The 22,061-nt window shown below is 64.4% G+C and carries 23 protein-coding genes; 7 read left to right on the top strand and 16 right to left on the bottom strand.

Going from position 1 to position 22,061, the window contains the following annotated elements:
• The first annotated feature begins 143 nt into the window (after positions 1–143).
• Positions 144–1,913 carry a glucan ABC transporter ATP-binding protein/ permease gene (locus FJ419_RS21185; protein ID WP_140546108.1) on the top strand — a complete coding sequence of 590 codons (1,770 nt, stop codon included), beginning with the start codon at positions 144–146 and terminating at the stop codon, positions 1,911–1,913.
• Between the two features lie 198 nt (positions 1,914–2,111).
• Positions 2,112–2,915, top strand: a complete 804-nt coding sequence (locus FJ419_RS21180) for a heme ABC transporter permease (RefSeq protein WP_140697744.1) — start codon at positions 2,112–2,114, stop codon at positions 2,913–2,915.
• 109 nt (positions 2,916–3,024) lie between these two features.
• Here FJ419_RS21180 and FJ419_RS21175 read toward each other — a convergent pair whose 3' ends face one another.
• Positions 3,025–4,083: a D-TA family PLP-dependent enzyme gene (locus FJ419_RS21175; RefSeq protein ID WP_140697741.1), complete on the bottom strand. Its 1,059-nt coding sequence runs from the start codon at positions 4,081–4,083 to the stop codon at positions 3,025–3,027.
• 204 nt (positions 4,084–4,287) lie between these two features.
• Between FJ419_RS21175 and FJ419_RS21170 the strand changes: the two genes are divergently transcribed.
• Positions 4,288–4,974 carry a D-lyxose/D-mannose family sugar isomerase gene (locus FJ419_RS21170; RefSeq protein WP_140697738.1) on the top strand — a complete coding sequence of 229 codons (687 nt, stop codon included), beginning with the start codon at positions 4,288–4,290 and terminating at the stop codon, positions 4,972–4,974.
• 8 nt (positions 4,975–4,982) lie between these two features.
• Here FJ419_RS21170 and FJ419_RS21165 read toward each other — a convergent pair whose 3' ends face one another.
• The 7 genes from FJ419_RS21165 to FJ419_RS21135 are packed head-to-tail and all read right to left on the bottom strand — an operon-like array spanning position 4,983 to position 11,311.
• Positions 4,983–5,336: a hypothetical protein gene (locus tag FJ419_RS21165; protein WP_140697735.1), complete on the bottom strand. Its 354-nt coding sequence runs from the start codon at positions 5,334–5,336 to the stop codon at positions 4,983–4,985.
• 15 nt (positions 5,337–5,351) lie between these two features.
• Positions 5,352–6,230, bottom strand: coding sequence for an RDD family protein (locus FJ419_RS21160; RefSeq protein ID WP_140697732.1), 879 nt, complete (start codon positions 6,228–6,230; stop codon positions 5,352–5,354).
• Positions 6,217–7,233: a stage II sporulation protein M gene (locus FJ419_RS21155; RefSeq protein WP_140697729.1), complete on the bottom strand. Its 1,017-nt coding sequence runs from the start codon at positions 7,231–7,233 to the stop codon at positions 6,217–6,219. Before FJ419_RS21155 ends, FJ419_RS21160 begins: the two co-directional genes overlap by 14 nt.
• Positions 7,230–8,534 (bottom strand): DUF58 domain-containing protein, encoded by a 1,305-nt coding sequence (locus FJ419_RS21150; protein WP_140697726.1) that lies wholly within the window; start codon positions 8,532–8,534, stop codon positions 7,230–7,232. Before FJ419_RS21150 ends, FJ419_RS21155 begins: the two co-directional genes overlap by 4 nt.
• A complete protein-coding gene (locus FJ419_RS21145) occupies positions 8,531–9,487 on the bottom strand; it encodes a MoxR family ATPase (RefSeq protein ID WP_140697723.1) in 957 nt (318 codons plus the stop codon). The genes FJ419_RS21150 and FJ419_RS21145 overlap by 4 nt, the downstream gene beginning before the upstream one ends.
• Positions 9,474–10,688: a DUF4350 domain-containing protein gene (locus FJ419_RS21140; protein ID WP_140697720.1), complete on the bottom strand. Its 1,215-nt coding sequence runs from the start codon at positions 10,686–10,688 to the stop codon at positions 9,474–9,476. The genes FJ419_RS21145 and FJ419_RS21140 overlap by 14 nt, the downstream gene beginning before the upstream one ends.
• On the bottom strand, positions 10,685–11,311 hold the full coding sequence (locus tag FJ419_RS21135) for a DUF4129 domain-containing protein (RefSeq protein ID WP_140697715.1): 627 nt from the start codon (positions 11,309–11,311) through the stop codon (positions 10,685–10,687). The genes FJ419_RS21140 and FJ419_RS21135 overlap by 4 nt, the downstream gene beginning before the upstream one ends.
• A 149-nt stretch (positions 11,312–11,460) precedes the next feature.
• Between FJ419_RS21135 and FJ419_RS21130 the strand changes: the two genes are divergently transcribed.
• Positions 11,461–12,243 carry a hypothetical protein gene (locus FJ419_RS21130; protein WP_140697712.1) on the top strand — a complete coding sequence of 261 codons (783 nt, stop codon included), beginning with the start codon at positions 11,461–11,463 and terminating at the stop codon, positions 12,241–12,243.
• Positions 12,244–12,573: 330 nt separating this feature from the next.
• Here the strand turns inward: FJ419_RS21130 and FJ419_RS21125 are convergent, their stop codons facing one another.
• The 7 genes from FJ419_RS21125 to FJ419_RS21095 form a co-directional block, all read right to left on the bottom strand.
• Positions 12,574–14,214, bottom strand: coding sequence for an ABC transporter substrate-binding protein (locus FJ419_RS21125; RefSeq protein WP_140697708.1), 1,641 nt, complete (start codon positions 14,212–14,214; stop codon positions 12,574–12,576).
• Positions 14,215–14,473: 259 nt separating this feature from the next.
• On the bottom strand, positions 14,474–15,514 hold the full coding sequence (locus tag FJ419_RS21120; RefSeq protein WP_140697705.1) for an alpha/beta hydrolase: 1,041 nt from the start codon (positions 15,512–15,514) through the stop codon (positions 14,474–14,476).
• A 5-nt stretch (positions 15,515–15,519) separates the two neighbouring features.
• A complete protein-coding gene (locus tag FJ419_RS21115) occupies positions 15,520–16,197 on the bottom strand; it encodes an isochorismatase family protein (protein ID WP_140697702.1) in 678 nt (225 codons plus the stop codon).
• 8 nt (positions 16,198–16,205) lie between these two features.
• Entirely contained in the window at positions 16,206–16,451 is a 246-nt protein-coding gene (locus FJ419_RS21110; RefSeq protein ID WP_181170769.1) for a hypothetical protein, read from the bottom strand.
• 14 nt (positions 16,452–16,465) lie between these two features.
• On the bottom strand, positions 16,466–17,770 hold the full coding sequence (locus FJ419_RS21105) for a Xaa-Pro peptidase family protein (protein ID WP_140697696.1): 1,305 nt from the start codon (positions 17,768–17,770) through the stop codon (positions 16,466–16,468).
• A 149-nt stretch (positions 17,771–17,919) separates the two neighbouring features.
• Positions 17,920–18,897 carry a GlxA family transcriptional regulator gene (locus tag FJ419_RS21100; RefSeq protein WP_140697693.1) on the bottom strand — a complete coding sequence of 326 codons (978 nt, stop codon included), beginning with the start codon at positions 18,895–18,897 and terminating at the stop codon, positions 17,920–17,922.
• Positions 18,894–19,322 (bottom strand): NUDIX domain-containing protein, encoded by a 429-nt coding sequence (locus FJ419_RS21095; protein WP_140697690.1) that lies wholly within the window; start codon positions 19,320–19,322, stop codon positions 18,894–18,896. The genes FJ419_RS21100 and FJ419_RS21095 overlap by 4 nt, the downstream gene beginning before the upstream one ends.
• Positions 19,323–19,500: 178 nt before the next feature.
• Here FJ419_RS21095 and FJ419_RS21090 point away from each other — a divergent pair, with 178 nt between their 5' ends.
• Genes FJ419_RS21090 through FJ419_RS21080 form a run of 3 tightly spaced genes read left to right on the top strand, consistent with a single transcriptional unit; the run spans position 19,501 to position 20,904 of the window.
• Positions 19,501–19,809, top strand: coding sequence for a DUF1778 domain-containing protein (locus FJ419_RS21090; protein ID WP_140697869.1), 309 nt, complete (start codon positions 19,501–19,503; stop codon positions 19,807–19,809).
• Complete coding sequence (locus tag FJ419_RS21085; protein ID WP_140697687.1) at positions 19,806–20,360, top strand: GNAT family N-acetyltransferase; 555 nt, start codon at positions 19,806–19,808, stop codon at positions 20,358–20,360. The genes FJ419_RS21090 and FJ419_RS21085 overlap by 4 nt, the downstream gene beginning before the upstream one ends.
• A 34-nt stretch (positions 20,361–20,394) precedes the next feature.
• A complete protein-coding gene (locus FJ419_RS21080; protein WP_140697684.1) occupies positions 20,395–20,904 on the top strand; it encodes a GAF domain-containing protein in 510 nt (169 codons plus the stop codon).
• Positions 20,905–20,929: 25 nt separating this feature from the next.
• Here the strand turns inward: FJ419_RS21080 and FJ419_RS21075 are convergent, their stop codons facing one another.
• A complete protein-coding gene (locus FJ419_RS21075) occupies positions 20,930–21,955 on the bottom strand; it encodes a YeiH family protein (RefSeq protein ID WP_246679285.1) in 1,026 nt (341 codons plus the stop codon).
• Positions 21,956–22,061: the final 106 nt, after the last annotated feature.

Here is a 22,061-nt window from a genome sequence, read left to right as displayed (position 1 = left end):
TCGTCATCTTTTGTTCGCTAAATGGGAACGGAAGCGATAGACGACGCATTGTTTCGCGACACGTTAACCGATACGTGTCAGAAAATGGTGCGGTGCACAATTCGGGCATTGAGCACAGACAAGAGTTTGGCGGAGTAGCTGAAGTGTCACTTCTGCAGATCTACTTTAGAGCGCTGGGTTATCTGGCGTCCGACAAGAAGCGCGTTGCGCTGATTTGCGGCGCCAACGTCGCGCTCGCGGCGATCGCGATCCTTGAGCCCATCCTGCTGGGCCGGGTGATCGGTGCCATCTCCGAAAAAGGCGCGGTGTTTTCGACGCTCGCCGTCTGGGCCGCTCTTGGTGCCTTCAACGTCGTCGCCTTCGTGCTGGTGGCGCGCGGCGCCGACCGCTTCGCCCATGCCCGCCGCTCCGAAGTGCTGTGCCAGTCCTTCGAGCGCGTCATCACCATGCCGCTTGCCTGGCACCATCAGCGCGGCACTTCCAATTCCCTCCACACGCTGCTGCGCGCGGTCGAGACCCTGTTCAGCCTGTGGCTCGAATTCATGCGCGTGCATCTCTCGACGGCCATCGCGCTGGTGCTGCTGGTTCCGACCGCGCTGTCCATGGACATCCGCATGTCCGTCGTATTGCTGGGCCTCGGCGTGCTTTACGTTGGCATCGGCCGGCTCGTCATGCGCCGCACCAAGTCGGGGCAGACTGCCGTCGAACGCCACTACCACACCGTGTTTGCCCACGTGACCGACAGCGTCAGCAACGTTGCCGTGCTGCAGAGCTACAACCGCATTGGCCACGAGACCGCGACGCTGAAGCGCTATGTGAAGGATCTGCTCGACGCGCAGAACCCGGTGCTCGACTGGTGGGCGATCGCCAATGCGCTGAACCGCCTGTCGTCGACCATCTCGATGATGATCGTGCTCTCGATCGGCGCTTATCTCGTCACCCGTGGCCAGCTCCGCGTCGGCGATGTCGTTGCCTTCACCGGCTTTGCCGGAATGCTGATCGCCCGTCTCGACCAGATGTCGGCCTTCACCACCCAGATTTCCGAGGCTCGTGCCAAGCTCGAGGAGTTCTATCGCCTCGAGGATTCGGCTGCCGAGACCGCCGAGCCGGACGGATTGCGCGAGTTGACCAACGTCACAGGCCACGTCCGCTTCGAGGATGTCAGCTTCGAGTTCGCCAATTCGGGCCACGGAATCGAGGACGTCTCCTTCGAGGTCCAGGCCGGCCAGACGGTCGCCATCGTCGGCCCGACCGGCGCTGGCAAGACGACGCTCATCAATCTCTTGCAGCGCGTCTTCACGCCCGCCAGCGGCCGCATCCTGATCGACGGCATCGACACCCGCACGGTGACCCGCAAGTCGCTGCGCCATTCGATCGCCACCGTCTTCCAGGACGCCGGCCTGCTCAACCGCTCGATCGAGGACAACATCCGTGTCGGCCGTGCCGATGCCAGCAATGACGAGGTTCACGCCGCCGCCAATGCCGCCGCCGCCCAGGACTTCATCCTGGCCAAGAGCGGCGGCTACGACACCGTCGTCGGCGAGCGCGGCGGCCAGCTCTCGGGCGGCGAGCGCCAGCGTATCGCCATCGCCCGCGCCGTGCTCAAGGATGCGCCGATCCTGGTGCTCGACGAGGCGACCAGCGCGCTCGACGTCGAAACTGAGGATCGCGTCAAGGATGCCATCGACGAGCTGCGCCGCAACCGCACGACCTTCATCATCGCCCACCGCCTGACCACGGTCCGCGACGCCGACCTCGTCGTCTTCATGGACAAGGGCAGGGTGGTCGAGATGGGCGGCTTCACCGAGCTGTCGCTGCGCAACGGCCGCTTCGCCGCCCTGCTGCGCGCCGGCGGCCTGCTCAACGACGAAGAAGTTCGCCGCCTCAGCCGTGCGGTGACGGAAGCGGCGTAATCAGCGCCTTTCCCTTCTCCCCTTGTGGGAGAAGGTGGATCGGCGCGATAGCGCCGAGACGGATGAGGGGTGTTCCAGCGGAGTGAGACGCTGGCTTTCCCTGGAACACCCCCTCATCCGTCGCCTTCGGCGACACCTTCTCCCACAAGGGGAGAAGGGGAATTGCCGCCGGCACACTGCCGGTCTATTTAGGTCGGCATGAGCGACACCACCTCACGCCTGAGCGCCTGGGCCGATCTCGCCAATCCGACGCGCTTCGTCGGCTTGGCGGACAAGGTGATCCCATGGCTGGCGGCGGTCGCGGCGATCCTGCTCGCCATCGGCCTCTACATGAGCTTCACCGCGCCCGAGGATTTCCAGCAAGGCATCACTGTGCGCATCATGTACATCCACGTGCCGTTCGCCTGGCTCGCCATGATGTGCTACACGATCATGGCGATCGCGGCGTTGGGCACGCTGGTCTGGCGCCATCCGCTGGCCGATGTGGCACTGAAATCGGCGGCCCCGATCGGCGCCACCTTCACCGCGCTGGCGCTGATCACCGGCTCCATCTGGGGCAAGCCGATGTGGGGCACCTGGTGGGTATGGGACGCGCGGCTGACCTCGGTCTTCGTGCTCTTCCTGATGTATCTCGGCATCATCGCGCTGACCCGCGCGCTGGACGATGCCGGCCGCGCCGCCTGGGCGGCCGCCATCATCACGCTGGTCGGCTTCATCAACATCCCGATCATCAAATTCTCGGTCGATTGGTGGAACACACTGCACCAGCCGGCATCCGTGTTCCGGCTCGGCGGCCCGACCATCGACCCCTCAATGCTGTGGCCGTTGGCCGTGATGGCGCTCGGCTTCACCGTGCTGTTCTTCGCCCTGCACCTGATGGCGATGCGCACGGAGATTTTCAGGCGGCGCGTGACCGCGATGCGGAGAGTTGCCGCGAGGCAGGCGGAGCAAGCTCCCCCTTCTCCCCCTGTGGGAGAAGGGGGCCGCGAAGCGGCCGGATGAGGGGTGTTCCAGGGAAAGCCAGCGTCTCGTTTCGCTGGAGCACCCCTCATCCGTCTCGGCGCTAACGCGCCGATCCACCTTCTCCCACAAGGGGAGAAGGAAAGGCCGCTCACCCCATCCGTCCCCGGGCCGCCACCGGCAGCGTTTCCAGCACCTTGTTGCCGTCGATCAGACGCACCTGGTCGAACAAATTCGTCACCACGCAGCAATGGTCCGGAACGACGCGCACGCGTTCGCCGATGCGCAGCTTGGCGCCGTCCGAAAGCGTGACGGTGCCGTGCTCTTCGCTGAGACCCGTGACGCGGGCGCCCGGCATGCCGAGCAACTCGCCGAAGTCAGGCAACCCGAGCGTATCGGACGACAGCGCCTTGCTGCCGCTGTCGAGAATGGCGCGAGTCGCCGTCGGATGGCTGACCACAGTGGCGAGCACCGTCAGCGCGCAGTCGTCCAGCGTGCCGACACCTTTGGCGACCTGGTAGCGGTCGAGATAGATGTAAGTGCCGGGCCGGTATTCGGTGACCACGCTGTCCTCGCCGGAGCGCCACATGTCCGGCGTGCCGCCGCTGGAGATGCGGGCACATTCAAGCCCGGCCGCTGTTAGCGTAGAGCGTGCATTGCTCAGCCATGCCTCCGCCTCGGCGGCGCGCCCCGCCGCCGGATAGGTCATCAGCCCGCCAAAGCTGAGGCCCTTGGCCTGGTCGATCACTTTCGCCAGCGCCAGCGCTTCGCCGGCGCTCTGCACGCCGCAGCGGCCCATGCCGGTGTCGCACTCGACCAGCACCGAAAGCGGATGGCCCGCATCGGTGAAGGTGGCGGCCAGCCCCTCTAGTGTCTCATGGCTGTCGGCCGTCACCGACAGTGTGACGCGGCCGTGCAGCGCCTTGAGCCGCTCCAGCTTGGCGCGGCCGAGGATGTTGTAGGGGAGAAAAATGTCATCGAGCCCCGCATCGGCCATCACCTCGGCCTCGCCGATCTTCTGGCAGGTGATGCCGACGGCGCCCGCCGCCACCTGCTTCTTGGCCCAATAAGGCAGCTTGTGCGTCTTGATATGCGGCCTGAGCTTCAATCCGTGGCGGTCGGCATGCGCCTGCGCCTTGGTGATGTTGGCTTCGGCTCGGGCTGCGTCGATCAGGATCGCCGGTGTGTCGAGGTCGTCTATGCTTGGCATGAGGTCACCGTCCGAGCATGTCTTCCGTGCGGCGATCCGCTGCGGGACAAAGACATTGCGTTAAAACAAATCAGTTGGGTTTATGGCCCCGAACGCGGCCCATGTCACGGGGCCAGACCCGCCGGTTTGCGTCGACAGAGGACCGGCATTGGGCTATTCGGAAGGGCAGATTTCAGCAGGCGGCGGCCGGAAGGAAGAGAACCCATGAAGCGCTCCAAGATCAACGACATCATCCGCGAAGCCGACGCCTTCATCCGCTCCTTCGGCTATATCATGCCGCCCTTCGCCTATTGGTCGCCGGAAGAGATGAAGGCGCATAAGGGCGATTCCCCGGCCATCTTCACCTCGCGCCTCGGCTGGGACATCACCGACTACGGCCAGGAGAAGTTCGACGAGCTCGGCCTGTTCCTGTTCACCGTGCGCAACGGTCGCTACGAGGACATGAAGCTCGGCATGGGCATGCTTTATGCCGAAAAAATCATGATCTCGCGCAAGGATCAGCTGTCTCCGATGCACCGCCACAACATCAAGGCCGAGGACATCATCAACCGTGGCGGCGGCAAGCTGGTGCTGGAATTGTTCATGCACGACCGCGACGGCGGCATCGACCCGAAGGCCGAAGTCTCGGTGCCGGTCGACGGCACCATGACCAGATTGCCGGCGGGCGGGTTGCTGAAGCTCGATCCCGGCCAGAGCGTGACGCTTTTGCCCGGCGTCTGGCACGCCTTCTGGGCCGAGGGCAAGGACGTGCTGATCGGCGAGGTTTCCACCGTCAATGACGACCTCACCGACAACGTTTTTCGCGAGCCGATCGGCCGCTTCTCCAACATCGACGAGGACGTCGCGCCGCTGCATCTGCTGGTGTCGGATTACGAGAAGTGGGTGAGATAGGCGAGGGCCTAATCGTCCCAATTCAGCTGCTGAAAAAACGTCCAAATGCTGATGGCGCTGTCATCCTGATCGCTTGTGCTGTGCAGCGTCAGGACGATGTCCACGGTGGGCGGTGCTTTGATGATGACTGTGATCACGCGCGTCCCATCTTCAGGCACGACACCTATGCCTGAGGTCATTTGCCAATTTCCCCTGGCCTGCTTAAGCCGCGGATAGGAATCCTCGAATTGCTCCTTCATCGATGCATCGTTTGGAAACGGTACGTCGGTGAGTTTCGCAAATTCCTCCCACGATCCGGACACCGCTGCCTGAATCGCGCTTTCTATCCTGGCGCTCTCGGCTTGGCTGATCGTGGTGGACATACCGAGAGCTCCAACCTACCGCGCGTACTTATCCGCCTTGCGGTTCCCGAGCAGCAGCTTGCGCTCCAGATGCGCCCGGAGCTCGCCGTAATAGGCGGTGAGAAAAACCTTTGAATCGATCGGCTCGACCCGGGCGCCGATCTTGCGGGCGATGGTCTCGGCCACCGCCTTCAGCGCCGAATAATCGTCGCGGCGCAGCACTTCCTCCAGCTTCTGCAACTCGGCGATGCCATAGGCGTCGAGCTGCGCGGGGCTGAACTGGAAGCGGGCCGCGACCGGGTCCTTGCGCTGCGAAAGGTCTTCGACCAGCGCCACTTTCGGCGCCTCGACCACCCAGGTGCCGGCGAGCAGGTCGCCGATCCTCAGCCGGTCGCGGTTGAACAGCGGAAACAGCGAGAACAGCAGCGCCCAGACCAGGCCGAAGATGGTCGTCAGCGTGTCGGCGACATCGGCGCTGGCGCGCGCGGCGAGGATCGACAGCGGCAGAAAAACTTCGATCTCGCGCATCAGATTGCGCGCGATGACCTGGTCGATGGTGAGGCCGGCGCCACTGCGCGAAGCGACCCTGACGCCAACCATGCGCTTGCCCGGCGTGGCTGCTCGCCGGCCCGCTTCGAAGGCGATGAAATAGACGTTGCGCAGGAAGAAGATGAAGATGATCCAGACGATGAACAGCGGCTGCGCATCCTGGATGCCAAGCCCGGCAAGGCCGAAGATCATCACCAGCGAGACGATCACGGCCGCGACGACGATGATCACCACGTCGAGCAGGAATCCGGAAGCGCGGGTGCCGGCATCCGCCAGCTTGACCCGCAGGTCCACGCCTTCGGGTGTCACCAGCGGACGTATCAGCGCGGTAGGGTTCTTTGCCCTGGCTGTCCTAGCGGTCGCCATGCCGTACCATCCGCAACAGGTAGAAATATGAGATCCAGACCGCCAGCATGCCGCCGCCGATCGAATAGCGGGCGAGGTCGCTGGTGATCGTCTGCCTGCCGATGCCTTCCAACAGTCCGGCAAAAAGCAGCATCACCGTGACGCCGATCATAGCGGTCGCCGCCACGCGCCCGGCTTGGGCGGCGGCGGCCATGCGGGTCAGTTCGCCGGGAAAGGCGATGCTGGTGCCGATGCGCATGCCGGCAGCGCCCGCGATGGCGATGGCGAACAGCTCCGTCGTGCCGTGGATCGAAAGCCAGCCGCCGAGCTCGAAGCCCAGGCCCTTGGCGGCATAGATCTGGAAAATGGCGCCGAGCATGCAGCCATTCATCAGGATGATCAGCACGCTCGGCACGGCGAAGGCGAAGCCCAGCGCGAACGCCAGGATCGAGACCTGCGTGTTGTGCGTGAAGAGATAGGCCGCGAAGCCCGACAGGAAATGGTCGCCGCCGCCGTAAAGCACGCTGCGCAGCGCCTCGGCCGACGAATCCGGGTTGCGCCCGCCCGCCAGGCTCGGCGCGATGATGGCGTCGTACCAGCGCTTGTCCGATGCGACCAGCCAATAGCCGGCAATGGCACCGATGACGGTGAGCCCGACCGATGTCCATACTTCGCGCCACAGGTCGCGGATCGCCGCCGGCCAGTCGTGAAGGAAGAAGTCGCCGATGCGCGTTCTCAAGCTCCGCCGCGCGCCATAGAGATAGAAATAGCCGCGCAGGCACAGTGCCTCGAGATAGGCGATCAGCGCGCTGTCGAGCGAGGTCGCGCGCGCCACCGAGAGCGACGACAGCGCCGAACGGTAGAGGAGCGGCAACGACAGCAGCTCGTCTTCCGAGAGCGCGCGCGGCGCGCGCTTCTCGACGCGCGCAAGCAGCGCCTCGAAGGCTTTCCAGTCGGCCTCGCGCTCCTGGCGGAAGCTTGCCAGCGACTGGCGCACGGAATCGGTGCCGGCCGACAGCGTCATAGAAGGTTCTCCTCCTTGAGCTGGACATAGCGCTCGACCAGCGCCGGACCGAGCCGCTGGTGGTCGGCCTCGATGACATGCGCGCCAAACAGCCTGAGCCTGCCGATCACCACCTGCCGCTGCCGCAACAGATCGCCGGCGATGACGGAGCGGGCGACATCCTCGGGCGCCGCCGGCGCCATGTCGGCCAGCGTCTCGAGCTCCACATCCTTCATCAGCATAAACAGCACCAGATGCCGCTCGGTAAGCCGGCCAACGGTGCGCAGCATCAGTTCGGCGCTGATCGGGTCGACGAAATCGGTGAAGACGATGACCAGAGAGCGCCGGTCGAGCTTCGCCGAAAGCGTGGTCAGCGCCAGGGTGAAGTTGGTCTCCTCGGTCGAATAGTCGATCTCGGCTGCGCGCTTCTGGATCATGGTGAAGCTCGGCGAGCCGCGCACCGCGCCGCTCGACACGCGCGGCCTGGCATCGAAGGAGAACAGGCTGACGAGGTCGCCGCCCTTGAGCGCGATGAACGCCGACAGAAGCGCCGCCGTCACCGCGCGGTCGACCTTTGGCACCCCGTCGACCGGCTCGCACATCAGCCGGCCGCTATCGATGGCCAAAACGATGTTGTTGTTCTCCTCGATCCGGAACTCGCGTGCCAGAAGCTTGCCGTGCCGGGCGCTGCGCTTCCAGTCGATCATGCGGCGCCCCATGCCGGGCTGGTAATCCTTCAGCGCCTCGAACTCGCGGCCCTGGCCGGCGCGCTTCTGCGTATGGCCGTCGGCAAGGGCCGAGCGCTGCAAGAGCGTGATCGCCTCGTCGCGCGCGCTGTCGACATTGGGCAGCACCGCGACCTTGTGGTCGACCGGCAACACGACCTGGTTCCAGATCAGCCCGAACGGACCCTGCCAGCGCAGCCAGAGACGATCGAAGCCGGCGATGCCGCGGCGGATGGCCTCGAATTCGAGATCGAGCGTGCCGCCACTGGCCGGTAGCGCGCCGCCGGTGCCGGCCAATGGCTGGACCCGCTGGTCATGCCCGACACGCGCCTGCAGGCGCCGCAGCCTTGCGCCTGCGCCGGCTGCGACGTGCAGCGTGAAGCGTCCGCCGACGCCGACCTGCGGCGGCGCCGTCAGCGTAGCGTCAAGCGAGGCGCGGCCCCTGCCTGCGGCTGCGTCCACCGCCAGGAACGCAAGCAGCAGGCAGATCCACAACAGGCCGAGATACCAGACATGCGGCAAAGCGAGCGCGATCAGGAAGGCCGGGATCGCCCCCGCCGCCGCTGCCCAGACCGCTCGGCCGCTCGGATAGATCAACGCGGCGCTTCCGTTTGCTCGACGAGGTCGGAGACGATCTGCTCGACCAGCCGCCCGTCGATCTGCGCCGCCGGCGAGAGAACGACACGGTGGCGCAGCGCCGGCACGGCCAGCGCCTTGACGTCGTCGGGGATGACATAGTTGCGGCCGTCGAGCGCCGCCCTGGCGCGCGCGGCTCTCGCCAGCATGGCGCCCGCGCGTGGACTCGCTCCCACTTCCAGGTCAGGGCTTTCGCGCGTGCCGCGCACAAGGGCCGCGATATAGCCGACGACATCGTCGACCAGCGTGACGTCGCCGACCGTGGCGAGCGCTGCTTCCAGCGTCTTGCGGTCCGTCCGCGCCTTGATGCCGTATTGCTCGATATCGTGCGAGGCCGAGCCGCCGCCGTGATGGACGATGATGGCGCGCTCTTCGGTGAGATCCGGATAGCTCACCCGATGCTTGAACAGGAAGCGGTCGAGCTGCGCTTCGGGCAGCGGATAGACGCCCTGGTGCTCGATGGGGTTCTGCGTCGCCACCACCATAAAATTCCGGCCGAGCGAATGGGTGGTGCCGTCGAAGGTGACGGCATGCTCCTGCATGGCCTCGAGCAGCGCGGCTTGCGTCTTCGGCGGGGTGCGGTTGATTTCGTCTGCGAGCAAAAGCTCGCAGAAGATCGGGCCGCGCGTCAGCGTGAACTGCCCAGTCTGGAAATTATAGATGTTGGCGCCAACGATATCGCCGGGCATCAGGTCGGGCGTGAACTGGATACGGCCATAGGCGACGCCGAGCGCCTGCGCGAAGCAGCGCGCCGTCATCGTCTTGGCGGTGCCGGGCGGCCCTTCGAGCAGGATATGCCCGCCGGCAAACAGCGCCGTCAGCATCAGGTCGACCGTGTCGCGCTGCCCGGTGATCGCCTTCGCCACTTCTTCCCTGATCGCGTTCGCCAGGGTCTTCACTTCATCGACGTTCAATGAGCCTCCTTGCCGTCCAGTCATGCAGCTTCTCGGCTGCTTCGTGCATTGCGGCTAGATTGTTGGAATCGTGTACTGCCCTGAAGCGGGCGGTGAAGCCGTGCTGTTCTTCCTTGTCGCGGGAATCGAGCCAGCGGTCGAGCGCCTCGCCCTGCAGCCCGTGCGGCGCGCCGAGCAGGGCGGCCGCGCGCTGGCGCATCAGCGCTGCGTAACGGTCGCCAAGCTCCTGCAGCCGCCCGGCGCGCTTCAAAAGCATCGCCGTGGTGTCGACCAGCGCCCGCTTGCCGAAGGCGATGGCGCGCCCCTCCGCGCGCGGTGGGCCGAAGCGGCCGAGCCCGTGCAGGAAGGCGAGCGCGGCCGCCACAAGCACCGACAGCGTCAAAGCCAGGAAGGGCGGTTCGATCAGCAGCTTGGCGAGATCGTAGTTGCCGCCGATGCCGTGCAGCGTCAGGTCGAACATGACGGCGCCCTTGGCAGGCTCCAGCATGGCGATGATGTCGAGCGCCGCGGTCGCCTTCTGCTCGTCCTTCAGCGCGGCATTGTTGAGGAAATCGGGATCGGTGAGGATGTAGAAGGGTTCGTTGTCGAGCTCGGTCAGGATAGCCCTGCCGTCGCCCGCCGCGATCAGCGGATGGTCGTCCGCCACCCATTGCAGCTCGTCCGGCGCGGCCACCATGCGGCCGGCGATGTTGATCTGCGAGAGCGTGTTCTTGGCTTCGCCGAGCTTGGCCTTGGCGATGCGGCCGAGCCAGTCGTTGACGACGTTGTTGGGCAGCCGCTCTACTTTTTCCTCCCAGCCTTCGTGGCTGAACAACGGAAAGGTCTGCCATTTGGGCAGCACGAACAGCGTGTCTTTGCCAGAGCGCAGCTTGATGAGGCGATCGAGCGCGGCCGGGTCGCTGCCCGGCGCGATGGTGACGACCAGCAGGAAGGTCGATGCCAGGGGAGACGCGAGGTCCTTTTCGCCGCGCTCCATCGGCGGCGCCTGTCCGTTGGTGAGCTTCAGCCATTCGACAAGCCCGGCATAGCCGGTGCCGCCCTTCGAGAACGGCGTGGCGCCGCCCTGGGGCTGGCGGAAATCCGGCGCATAGGTGGACAGCAGGAAAAATCCGGCCGCCGCCAACAGGCTGGCGAAAATGCCCCAGAACAGGGTCTTGCGGCTGAACGGCTCTTGCGCTGCGCCTGTCATCTGCGCGGTCATGCCCAGGCATCCCGGAAGGCGAACTGCTCATAGGCGCCGCGCGCCTGCTGCCAGCCCTCAGCGCCGACGGGACGGCGGGCAAACAAGGCGGCCTCGACGATGCGCGCGATCTCGCTGAAGGCGGCGCGCGGCCGGGTGGGGATGGAGCCCGCCGCCGCGATGTCGCGCGCGGTGAGCGATGGGCGCAGGAAGTCGGGCAGCCGGGTGGCGATGTCTGAGACGCTGCGGCGCAACAGAAGATGCACCGCCTCGTCATATTCGCCGCGCGCGGCGAACGCATCGGCCTCGGAGAGCAGGACCTGGGCGGCCCCCACGTCAGGGCGCCACTCTTCCTTCGCTTCGGTTTCTTCGCGTTTCCGCCGCCATGGCAGGCGCCAGGCAATGCCTTTCGCCTCGAGGAAAAGCAGAAAAGCAATGATCGCGACGCCGATGATGACCGCGCCCCAGAACAGATAAATCATGTAGGGACCGAGCTTCGCCAAGCCGTCCACAAACGGCTTCAGCCACTCCGGCGGCTCGGGCCGCACGTAGGTCGGCAAGGCGAACTGGATCGAATCGTCCCCCAGCAGTTGCTTGTGCAACTGCGCCAGCCGTCCGGCCTCTTCCGTCGCTGCGGCTGTCACCCGCTCGTTCCCCCTGCAACCTGCGGTTCGGGGCCGACACTGGCAATACGCCATGACAATTGCAAGCGCACTGGACGTAGCCCTTCAATCTTGGCAAATTTACTTTGAAGTCGCCGATAGACGCAGCGGTGACTCGGGGGAAAATTATCATGACGACTGCAACATTGGGACGACCCGGCAGATTCGAGATCGGCAGGGTATTCAGCAACACCTTCGGAGTGATTGGCCGAAACCTCGGACTTTGCGTGGGGTTGGCGGCTTTGTTTTCGGGCCTGCCGGCATTGCTCATCAGGCTGTGGACCCAGCCGCAGATCGACGCCATGATGCAGCGCGACCCCGGCACCATGGCCGACCCAGGCGCCATGTTTCGCAATTCCTACATCACCATCATCGCCGGATTGATTTCGTTCGTGTGCGCGCTGCTGCTGCAGTCGGCGTTGGTGCGGGCGACCATCGAGGACCTCAATGGCAAGCGTCCGTCATTTGGCGACTGCATCCAGATTGCGATCCGCTTTCTGCTGCCGACGCTTGGCATCGGCCTTCTCGTCGGTCTCAGCGCGGGTATCGGCCTGATGCTGTTGATCGTGCCGGGCATTATCCTCTGGCTCGGCTGGTCGATGTCGGTGCCGGTCCTGATCCAGGAGCGGCGGGGCGTGTTCGGCTCGATGTCGCGCAGCCGGGTCCTCACCAAGGGCAGTCGCTGGGGACTTTTCGGCCTGTTCCTCATTCTCATCATCATCGCGATGATCATCCAATGGGGAATGCTGCTCGTTCTGGTGCTGTTCGGCGGCATCATCGCCGAGATCGGCGCCGCGCTGGTGCAGACGGTGGTCTCGATGGTGCTCTCGATCGCAACCGCGGTGAGCTATGTCGAGCTGCGCCAGGCGAAAGAAGGCGCAAGCATCGACGAACTGGCGGAGATCTTCTCCTAGGCAGCAGAGATCAATCCGATGGCTTTGGAGAGCCCAGGTGCAGCCAGCAGATTCCGGCTGGGCGGGGTAGTCGGCAATGCGCTCTCGTTCATCGGACGGAATCCGGTTCTCTCGCTGGCGGTCGCCGTGTGCTTTTTCGCCCTGCCGTCGCGACGACCACTTACATAGCCTTGCGGCGGGCGAAGGAGGGCGGTGGCGTCGACGAACTGGTGGCCGTCTTTCGTAGCAATCGCCGCCGACGCAATCTGAGCCGAAAGGCAATCGCTTGACAAATGAGCGCTCGGCCGACGCGACCGGGAAGGTCGCGCCGGCCGCTCGCTCCTGGGAGGATCAGGACTCCAGCCAGACTTTCTCGAAATGCTGCTCGAGCGCCTGGTGCTGTTCGCAGCCCTGTACGCCCTTGCGATAGGTTCGGTAGACCGAGCGCCAGTAGGGCTGGATGATGATGCCGGCATCGCGCAAATTGGTCTCGATTTTGGCCATGATCTCCTTGCGCTGGGCGGCATCCGGCGTTGCAAGCGCCTTGTCGAGAAGCTCGTCGAACTCCTTGTTGGAATAGGCGCTTTCATTCCAGGCGCCGCCCGATTTGTAGGCCAGCGCCAGCACCTGCACGCCAAGCGGGCGGCCGAGCCATTCGGTGCAGGAATAGGGGAACTTGGCCCAGTCGTTCCAGAAGGTCGCGGCCGGCAGCACGGTGCGCTTGATCTTCAGGCCGGCCTCGCGGATCTGCGCGGCGATCGCGTCGGCGGTGCTCTTTTGCCACTCGACGTCGACCGAGATCAGCTCATATTCGTGGTCGGCCTTGCCGGATTCCGAAATCAGCTTCTTGGCCTGTTCCACCTCGCGCTTGGCCGGGCCGATATCGGCGAATTCCGGATGCATCGGGCCGACATGGTGGTTGTCGGCGGGCTTGCCGCGGCCGTCCAGCCCGAGCTTCAGCACGGCCGCATTATCGACCGCAAGCTGCGCGGCTCGGCGCACCTTGACGTCGTCATAGGGCGCGTTGGAGACATTGAAGCGCGCGACGATGGTCGAGCCGGTGGCGATCTCGGAATTCTGCAGGCCCATGTGCTCGGTTTGCGACACGGCGTCCGCCGTGGTCTCGTGGTCGGTGTCGATCTCGCCGGATTCGAAGGCCGACAGCGTGGCGTTGGGATCGGAGCCGTAGTCGACCCATTTGATGCCATCGAGATAGAACTCGCCCTTCCACCACGGCTTGTCCTTGCGCTTCACCTCCGCGCCCGTCTCGGCGTCCCAACTCACCAGCTCGCAAGGGCCGGTGGTGATGGCCAAAGCCTTCTTCGGATCGGCATCGCCTTCATAGGAGCGGTGCATGATCAGCGCCGGATAGTCGGCCATGCCGGTGATCAGCGAGATGTCGGGCTTCGGCAGGTTGAGCTTGACGGTATAGTCGTCGACCTTCTGGATGCCGCCGTCTACCGGCTTCTTGGTGTCGGCATTGACCAGCGCGCCCATGCGCGCCGCGACCGAATTGCCGGCGACCGAGGCATCGCACCAGCGGTTGAGGTTGTGGATCACGTCCTCGGCGTTGAAAATGTCGCCATTCGACCACGTGACGCCTTTGCGCACGTGCAGCGTGATCGTCTTGGCGTCATCGCTGGTCTCCCAGCTTTCGAGCAGCCAGGGCTCGAAGGAAAAGTCGGTCTTCCAGCGCACCAGATATTCGTTGCACTGGCGCGCGACATTGGACATCTCGACGCCGTCGAAGGTGCGCGGGTCTTTAAAGCCCTTGACGTTCATCGCGACGCGCAGCACGCCGCCCTTTTTCGGCTCGGCGGCGCGGGCAGGCGAGGCAGCGATCCCGCCCAGCGCCATCGCTCCGGCGGCGCTGACGCCGAAGCCGGCCATCAAGGCCAGATATTCGCGCCGACTGATCGCGCCCTTCTTGAAATCGTCGGTGATCGGCTTGGCTTGCGGATGCAGTTTTCTGTCGGTCAGCATGAATTTCATCGTCGTTCCCTCTGTTGTTGGGCGCTCCGGGCCGCCATGCGGGGGCGGATGCGTCCGCCGGAGCGCCGTTGCCTGCGAGGGGATGATAGGTCCGCTTTCGGCGGCGAAATGTTTGGTTTTCCGCAGTTCTTGTGCGCTGTTCCGCAGAGGGTACAGCCAATCTCCCCCCTCGTGGGGGAGATGCCCGGCAGGGCAGAGGGGGGCGCTGTCCCGCCGGCGTTTCGGCAGTCAGCGCTACCTTCTCAAGTCGTTCAGATGATCAGAAGTCCGAGGAGCCGCGTTCCTTCGCGCCCCCCTCTGGCCTGCCGGCCATCTCCCCCACGAGGAGGGAGATTAGCGCTCCATCGCCGGCGCTCAGCTTCGAGATGTCGCTGATGATCCTTCGAAACGCCTCCGCAGCGCGCGGCACAGTCGTCCTTGCGCGCAGAAAGCTGTGCACCAGCCTCGGCTCCTCGCGCCACCAGGCGCGGCCGCCGGCGGCAAGGATGCGCTCGCGATAGACTTCGCCGTCCGACGACAGCGGATCGCATTCGGCGGTGACGATGATCGTCGGCGGCAGGCCAAAGAAGTCACGGTCCCTGAGCGGCGAGAAAGTCGGGTCGTCCGTCGACTGCCCGGGCGCGGACCGGATGCGACGGTAGAACTCGATGTCGCTTACGCTGAGCAGCGGCGCTTCGGCATGCTCGACATAAGAGCGCCCGGTCTCGTCGCTGCTTAGCCCCGGATAGATCAACATCTGGCCAACAGCCTGCCGTTCATGGCGCCGCGTTGCCTGCGCCACCGCAGCGGCGAGATTGCCGCCGGCGCTTTCGCCGCAAAGCACGATCGGCAGTGTGCTCGTCGCGGCGACCCATTCGAACACTGCCAACGCATCGTCGTAGGAGGCGGGGTGCAGATGCTCCGGCGCCAGCCGGTAGTCGGCCGAGACCACCTCGAAACCGGTGCCGGCGCAGATTTCGGCGCAGATGTCGTCATGGCTATCGAGGTCGCCAAGGACAAAACCACCGCCATGGTAATAGACGACGGTCGCTGCCGCCTTGCCCGCCATGCGATAGTGCCGCACCGGGATTGGATGCGTCGCCGTCGCGACGAGGCCGTCGCTGGTCGTCACGCCTTCGGGACAAGCCTGATAAAAAGCCGCGCACATCCGATTGTAGACCGCGCGCCGCTTCGCGATCGGCGCGGCGACGATTTCCGGCGGGTACCAGCTGTTGACCTCGTCGATATAGTCCCACAACTCCGGATCGAGCCGGTCGGCGTAGTGGCCGCGGCTCGACGGATCGGTTTGGGCTCTGGTCACTGCCGTCAAAGCTCGGCGTAGAGCTGCGCCGCGTTCTCGAATGTGAAGCGCAGCGGCACCGAACCCTCGACCTGCCACACCTTCACGGTGTCTCCCGCCAACAGCCGGCAGGCGTCGAGCGTGTTGGTGACGGCGCCGCCATAGAGACGGTTGGCGAGATTGAGGATGCCGGTCTGGTGCATGGCGGCACTTGCGCTGCCGCAGGCATCCTTGACCAAAAGCACGCGAAACCCGCGCGCTACCGCGTCCTTCACCGTCGCGTCGATGCAGGCCTCGGTCCAAACGCCCGCAATCACCAGCCATTCGATGCCGGAGGCCTTGAGCTTGTCGCCAAAATCGTTCTTGCCGAAGGCGCTGGCTTCCTGCTTGACCAGCGTGGCTTCGCCATCTTGCGGCGCCACTTCATGGCAGATTGCGGTCAGCGGATCGTCCTTGTCGGAAAAGGCCGATTTCCCGCTTTCATCGACTGGGTGGAACGGCCGCGCCGCGGCGAGATCGACGATATATGCCCAGTGGTAGAGCGGCACGAAATTACGCCGCGCCGCCTCCTGCAGGCGTTGCACATTGGCGAGGATGTCGGCAAAACCTTCGACCAGATAGCGCTTGTCCTTGCGATGCTCCTCCTGGAGATCGATGAACACCGCGGCCACTGTACCGCGTCGGATGGAAATGGGCGTTTTCATGCGTATGCTCAAATTTCGTCATTCCAGGGCTCAGCAGCCGCGCAGCGGCGTCGCGAAGACCCTGGAATCCATGCCGTTACCTTGATCGTCAATTGCTGCCAAACAGAATTCCGCACCGTGGCGAAGCGGAGACGGAACGGCATGGATTCCTGGGTCTGCGCCGCGTCGCTTCGCTCCTTGCTTCGCCCTGGAATGACGACGGCACTGGTGTTGCGGCCAATCGCCAAGGCTTGCGATGCCGGACCGGCGCTCATCGTGCTTGCCTGCATCAAACCTGCGGCTCAAGAAACTCATCCTCATACGGAAACCGCGAGAGCAGTTCGGTGCCGGTCTCGGTGATCAGGACCTCATCCTCGAGCTTGACGCCTTCGCGACCGCCTTTCTCGCCGATATAGCTTTCCACGCTCACCACCATGCCGGGCACGATGACGCCATCGCGGCCATAGGTCTCGTAGTCCATAGCGTGCGCGATGAAAGGCGTTTCGCCATGCATGCCGACGCCGTGCATGACCGAGGTGTAGCGCAGGTCGACGAAGCGGTCCGGGATCTTCCAGGCCTTCTCGGCGATCTCGCGGAACACCATGCCGGGCTTCACGATCGAGATGTTGTGCTGCACCTGGTCATGCGCCATGCGGTAGAGCGATTTCTGATAGGGCGTCGGCTTGCCCGGGCCGCAGCGGAAGGTGCGCGAGAAGTCGGAATAATAGCCGTAGCAGCCGATCGTGTCGGTATCGAGCGCCAGCAACTCGCCCGGCCTGATCTTGCGGCCGCTCGCCTCGTTGAACCATGGATTGGTGCGCTGTCCCGAGGTGAGCAGCCGGGTCTCGATGAACTCGCCGCCTTGGCGGATCACCTCGCCATACATGATGGCGAACAGCTCGTTCTCGGAAACGCCGGGCTTGATCGCCTCGCGCACCGCCGCCACCGCGGCCTCGGCGCCCGCCATCGAGGCCAGCAGGCATTTCACTTCCTCCGGCGTCTTGACCGCGCGCACCGCCAGGATCTCGCCCTGGCAGTCCTTCACTTCACAGCCGCGCTTTTCCAGCGCCAGCGCCTGCAGATGACTGCAGCGGTCGAGCCCAAGCTTCATCGATCCGCCGCCATGCTTCTTCAGAAGCTCCGCGATCTCGTCGGCGAACGGCCCCGCGGTCTCGTCGTCGCGGCCCGACACCGACGACCAGACGAGCTTGGACGGCCGCGCCTCGTCGATCGTGTCGAGCACCATCGAGACATGATAGCTCTGCGGATATTCGAACAGCACGATCGGCCCTTCGGTGGGCACGAAGAAATAGCGGGTCGAGTTGCGCAGGAAATAGCCGAACATGTTGCGCGAACCGGTGGCGTAGCGCTGGTTGTATGGATCGAACAAAACGACGCCGCCATAGCCAGCCTCGCGCATCCAGGCGCGCAGCTTGGCCAGCCGCCCCTTGCGCAGCGCGTCAGCGTCGATGAAGGACGGCTCGGTGTCGGACAGCCACATGCCGCCGGCCGGATCGGCCGCGACGGGGTGGCGCATGCGATCCTTGAAGTCCACATCCTCGGTGCTGTCGGGGTCGAATACGACGATGCTCATGGGAGGCCTCCTGTTGCGGAGAACATGATCTATACGTCACACGAAGTGTGTGCGGATTCCCGCAGATGTCGTGCCGGACGCCGCAGGCGAACGGGCAACGCCGTGATCCTTCGCGCCAGCGTTTCATCGCGTCAGCGCGCACAAACACACTAATGCCGCCGCATCGCCTTAGGCGCGCGCCCGTGCTCCTCGCGAAACGCTCTTGCAAAGCTCGACATCGACGCAAAGCCGCAAGCCAGCGCCACATCGCGCACCATCAGCGTCGAATGTGCCAGCAGATCGGCAGCCCGCTTAAGTCGCAGCCGCCGGTAATATCCATTGGGCGAGATATCCAGCTCGGCGCGGAAACTGCGCTCGAGCTTGTCGGGCGAGACGCCGAGCCGTTCGGCCAGTTCCGCCATGCCGAGCCTTTCCTCGACCGCATCCTCCATAATGGCGATGGCCGACAGAACCAGCTCGTTCTGGACGCCCGTGCGCAGCCTGAGCGGCATCAGCTTGCGGTCGACGCTCGACCGCAATGGCGAGTGCACGAACCATTCGGCGACACCAGCCGCAAGCTCGGCGCCATAATCGCGCGTGATGATTTCCAGCATCATGTCGAGGCTGCCGACGCCGCCGGCCGAGGTGAAGCGCTTGCGGTCGATGACGAAGAGATCGCGCCGAAGCTCGATATCCGGAAAAGCCTCGGTGAAGGCTGCCTGGCTGGTCCAGTGCAAGGTGCAGGCATGGCCGTCGAGCAGGCCGGCGCGGGCGAGGAAGAATGCAGCGTCGGCGACAGCGCCGATATGCGCGCCGCCGCGCAGGCTTTTGCGGATCCAGCTCATCGCCTCATCGGCCACGACATGATCGGCGTCGCCGCCGGAACACACCACGATGCGGTCGACCTTCGGCGCGTCGGCTGCCGAGAAGCCGGGTTGGATGACGACGCCGTTCGATGCATCCACGCTACCCGCATCGGCGCCGACGATCACCCATCGATAGCAGTCGCGCTTGGCAAGAATGTTGACGGCGCGCAGCGGCTCGATGACGGATGAAAATGCCATCATCGGAAAGCCGGGAAAAACCAGCACCGCGAAAGTAAGGGGCGCTTCGCCCGCCGCCTGTTTTGCCTGGCTGCGCCCGCTCATGGCTGGCGGCCGTAGCGCGGCAGCACGATATCGGCTGTGAGCGGCGCGAGATCCATGCCGCTTGCCAGTTCCGGGTTCAGCCAGATCATCTCCTCGATCTCGGCGGCCGGGACCGGCTCGCCGATGATGGAGAGTTCGAACAGCTCGGCCTCGACGCAGGTGTCCGGCTCATTGGCGGCGGGCGCCGAGAAGGAACCGAGATGGAAGGCCGCGGCCGGATCGACGGCAACGCCCAGCTCCTCGCGCAATTCGCGCGCCAGGGCGGCGGTGGGCAATTCACCCGGCTCGATCTTGCCGCCGGCCTGCATGAAGACGGTCGTGCCGCGCTTGCGCACCAGAAGCAGCCTGCCGCCGTCGTCGCGGATGACAGCGGCGGCGATCCGGATCGTCCTGGCCCTCGCCGTCTTGGAATGGCTGGAGGTCACGATGGGCTGTTTCCCGGCGGCTGGTGGCAGAGGGGAGGGACTTTATCGGGCGCGTCAGCGCTCTTGCAACGGAGAAACGACCAAGAATGCCTGCGGCAACCGCCGCAACTCGCCGTTATGCAGCTTTCTTGACCTGTACGCCGATGCGACGTACATAGATGTGCGAAGGAGCAAGAACATGGAAAATTTCCATGATGAAATTCGAGAGATCGAGGAGCGCAGCAGCGAGCGGATGAACTTCCGCACAAAACCGCGCATCAAGAAGGCCATTCAGCAAGCCGCAGCTCTTGCCGGTGTCGATGACTCGGTTTTCACAATGAATGCCGCCTACAAGGCCGCCATGGAAACGATAGAGGCTCATGAGCGCACCGCTCTGCGGCCTGTCGATCATGCTGCCTTCTTTGCGGCTATCGACAATCCCCCACCGCCAACGGACCGACTGCGGGCGTCGTTTGCCCGCTATGCCAAAACCGTCATTTCCAAGTGACGCGGCAGCCCGAAGTCGCCAATGTCATAGAGCCGTTCGATCCTGAAAAGCATGATCGAACGGCTTTTTTCTGTGGCGTGGATCAGGTCGACAATTTCTTCAAACGGACAGCCAACAAACTGTCCAAAGCCGACAATCTTCGTGTCTTCGTCATGCTCAGCCCAACCGAAGACCTGATCGGCTTTTACGCCATCAATTCGCACTCGGTGGATTATGGCGAGCTACCGCACAAATATGCGAGAACCCGGCCGGGACATGGGAGCATCCCCGCGGCCTATTTGTCCATGATGGGCGTTGACCTGCGTTTCGCAGGCAATGGATATGGCGGCGATCTTCTGCTTGACGCGCTGGCGCGCATAGCGAGGGTTGCCGAGCAAATCGGAATTGCCGTTGTCATGCTGGATGTACTGGATTGCGGCGATCCGGCCAAGATAGCGCGCAGGATGAAGCTCTATGTCGATCATGGTTTCACCGCATTGCCGTCCAACGAATTGCGACTGTTCCTGCCGATCAAAACCGTTCAGGATCTGATGAAGGCATATCAAGCATGAAGCCGGGCGCTAAGGGCAACGGAGCAACAATACGATGTTTGCGGCAACGGCAATCGACACAAGCAATAAGCAAGCCTTCTACAAGGGGTTGGCCACGCAATTGAAAGCGCTGCTCGAAGGCGAGGGCGATTCCGTTGCCAACGCCGCCAACACCGCGGCGCTGATCTATCAGATGGTGCCCGACCTCAACTGGGCCGGCTTCTATTTCCTCGCCTCCGACGACGAGCTGGTGCTCGGGCCCTTCCAGGGCAAGCCCGCCTGCGTTCGCATCGCTGTCGGCAAGGGCGTCTGCGGCAAGGCCATCGAACTCGACATGTCGATGCTGGTCAAGGACGTCAACGAATTTCCCGGCCACATCGCCTGCGATGCCGATTCGCGCTCGGAGCTGGTCGTGCTTCTGCGCGATGCCGAAGGCGCGTTCGGCGTGCTCGACCTCGACAGCCCGATGCCCGGGCGCTTCGACAAGGAAGACCAGGCAGGCATCGAGAAGCTCGCCGCGATCTATGTCGCGGCGTGCGAGTTCGAGGATGATGACGAAGACTGAGAGGTGAGGCCGGTCTCGGCCCGCCTCAGACGAGCTTCACCAGCGTCAGGCTGAAGACCGCGATGAACAGGAAGGCCGAGAAGGCCAGCATCAGCGGTCGAAGACCGCGCGAGCGCAGCTGGGAAATATCGGCCTGAAGGCCCATGGCGGCGAGCCCCATGGTCAGCATGACCTGGGCGGCCAGGGCGATCGCGGCATGAACCTGAACCGGGATCGCGATCAGGCTGTTCAGCGCCACCACCGCGACGAAGGCGACGACGAACCAGGGTAGCGGCGGCCTGGCGCCGGAAGTGTCTGAGCTGCCGCGGCGCGCCATCAGGCCGAGCGCGATCACCATCGGCGCCAGCATCGCGACACGCGTCAGCTTGGCGACGGTCGCCGTCTCGCCGGCAAGCGTGCCGTTCTGGAAGCCGGCGCCGATCACCTGCGCCACCTCATGGATCGAGGCTCCGGCCCACAGACCGAAGGCGTGCTGGTCGAGCCCGAAGACCGGCGCCAGCAGCGGAAAGCCGAGCATGGCGACGGTGCCGAACAGCGTGATCGCGGCAACCGCGTAGGTCACGTCCTCGTCGCGCGCGTCGGTGACGATGTTGGTGGCGACGATCGCCGAAGCCCCGCAAATCGAGGTGCCGGCGGCGATCAGCTGCGCCAGCTTGGCCTCGACGCCGATCAGCTTGCCGAGCGCGACGGTGAAGAGGAAGGTGGCACCGAGCGTGGCCGCGACAATGCCGACCCCACCGAGGCCGATGCCCGCGACCTGGCCGAACGTGAGCTGGAAGCCGAGCAGCACGATGGCGAAGCGCAGCAGGCGCTTTTGCGAAAAGGCGATGCCGGCCTTGGCGTGGGCGGGCAGGCCGAGCACGTTGGAATAGATCATGCCGGCCACCACGGCCAGGATCATCGGGCTGAACAAGGTGAGGCCGGACAAACCGCGCGCCGAATAGGCGACGCTGGCGATCATCGCCACCAGGACCAGTCCCGGTACCACGCCGGCTGAGATCGAGGTCAGGGCAGGGCGCTTGCGCTCGGCGTTGACCGGGTTCAGATCGATTGGAAGATCGTTCGCGGTGACGGGTAGGAATGACAATTCAATTCTCCAGGCGCGCTCGCCGCCGAAATGCCATTCCAGAACCAATCTTTCCAACGAATTATTTGAG

Origin of the sequence: Mesorhizobium sp. B2-6-2, from assembly GCF_006440615.1 — a bacterium.
Taxonomy (GTDB): Bacteria; Pseudomonadota; Alphaproteobacteria; order Rhizobiales; family Rhizobiaceae; genus Mesorhizobium.
The sequence above is the reverse complement of the archived record's forward strand: the minus strand, read 5'-3'. Positions and strand labels throughout refer to the sequence as shown.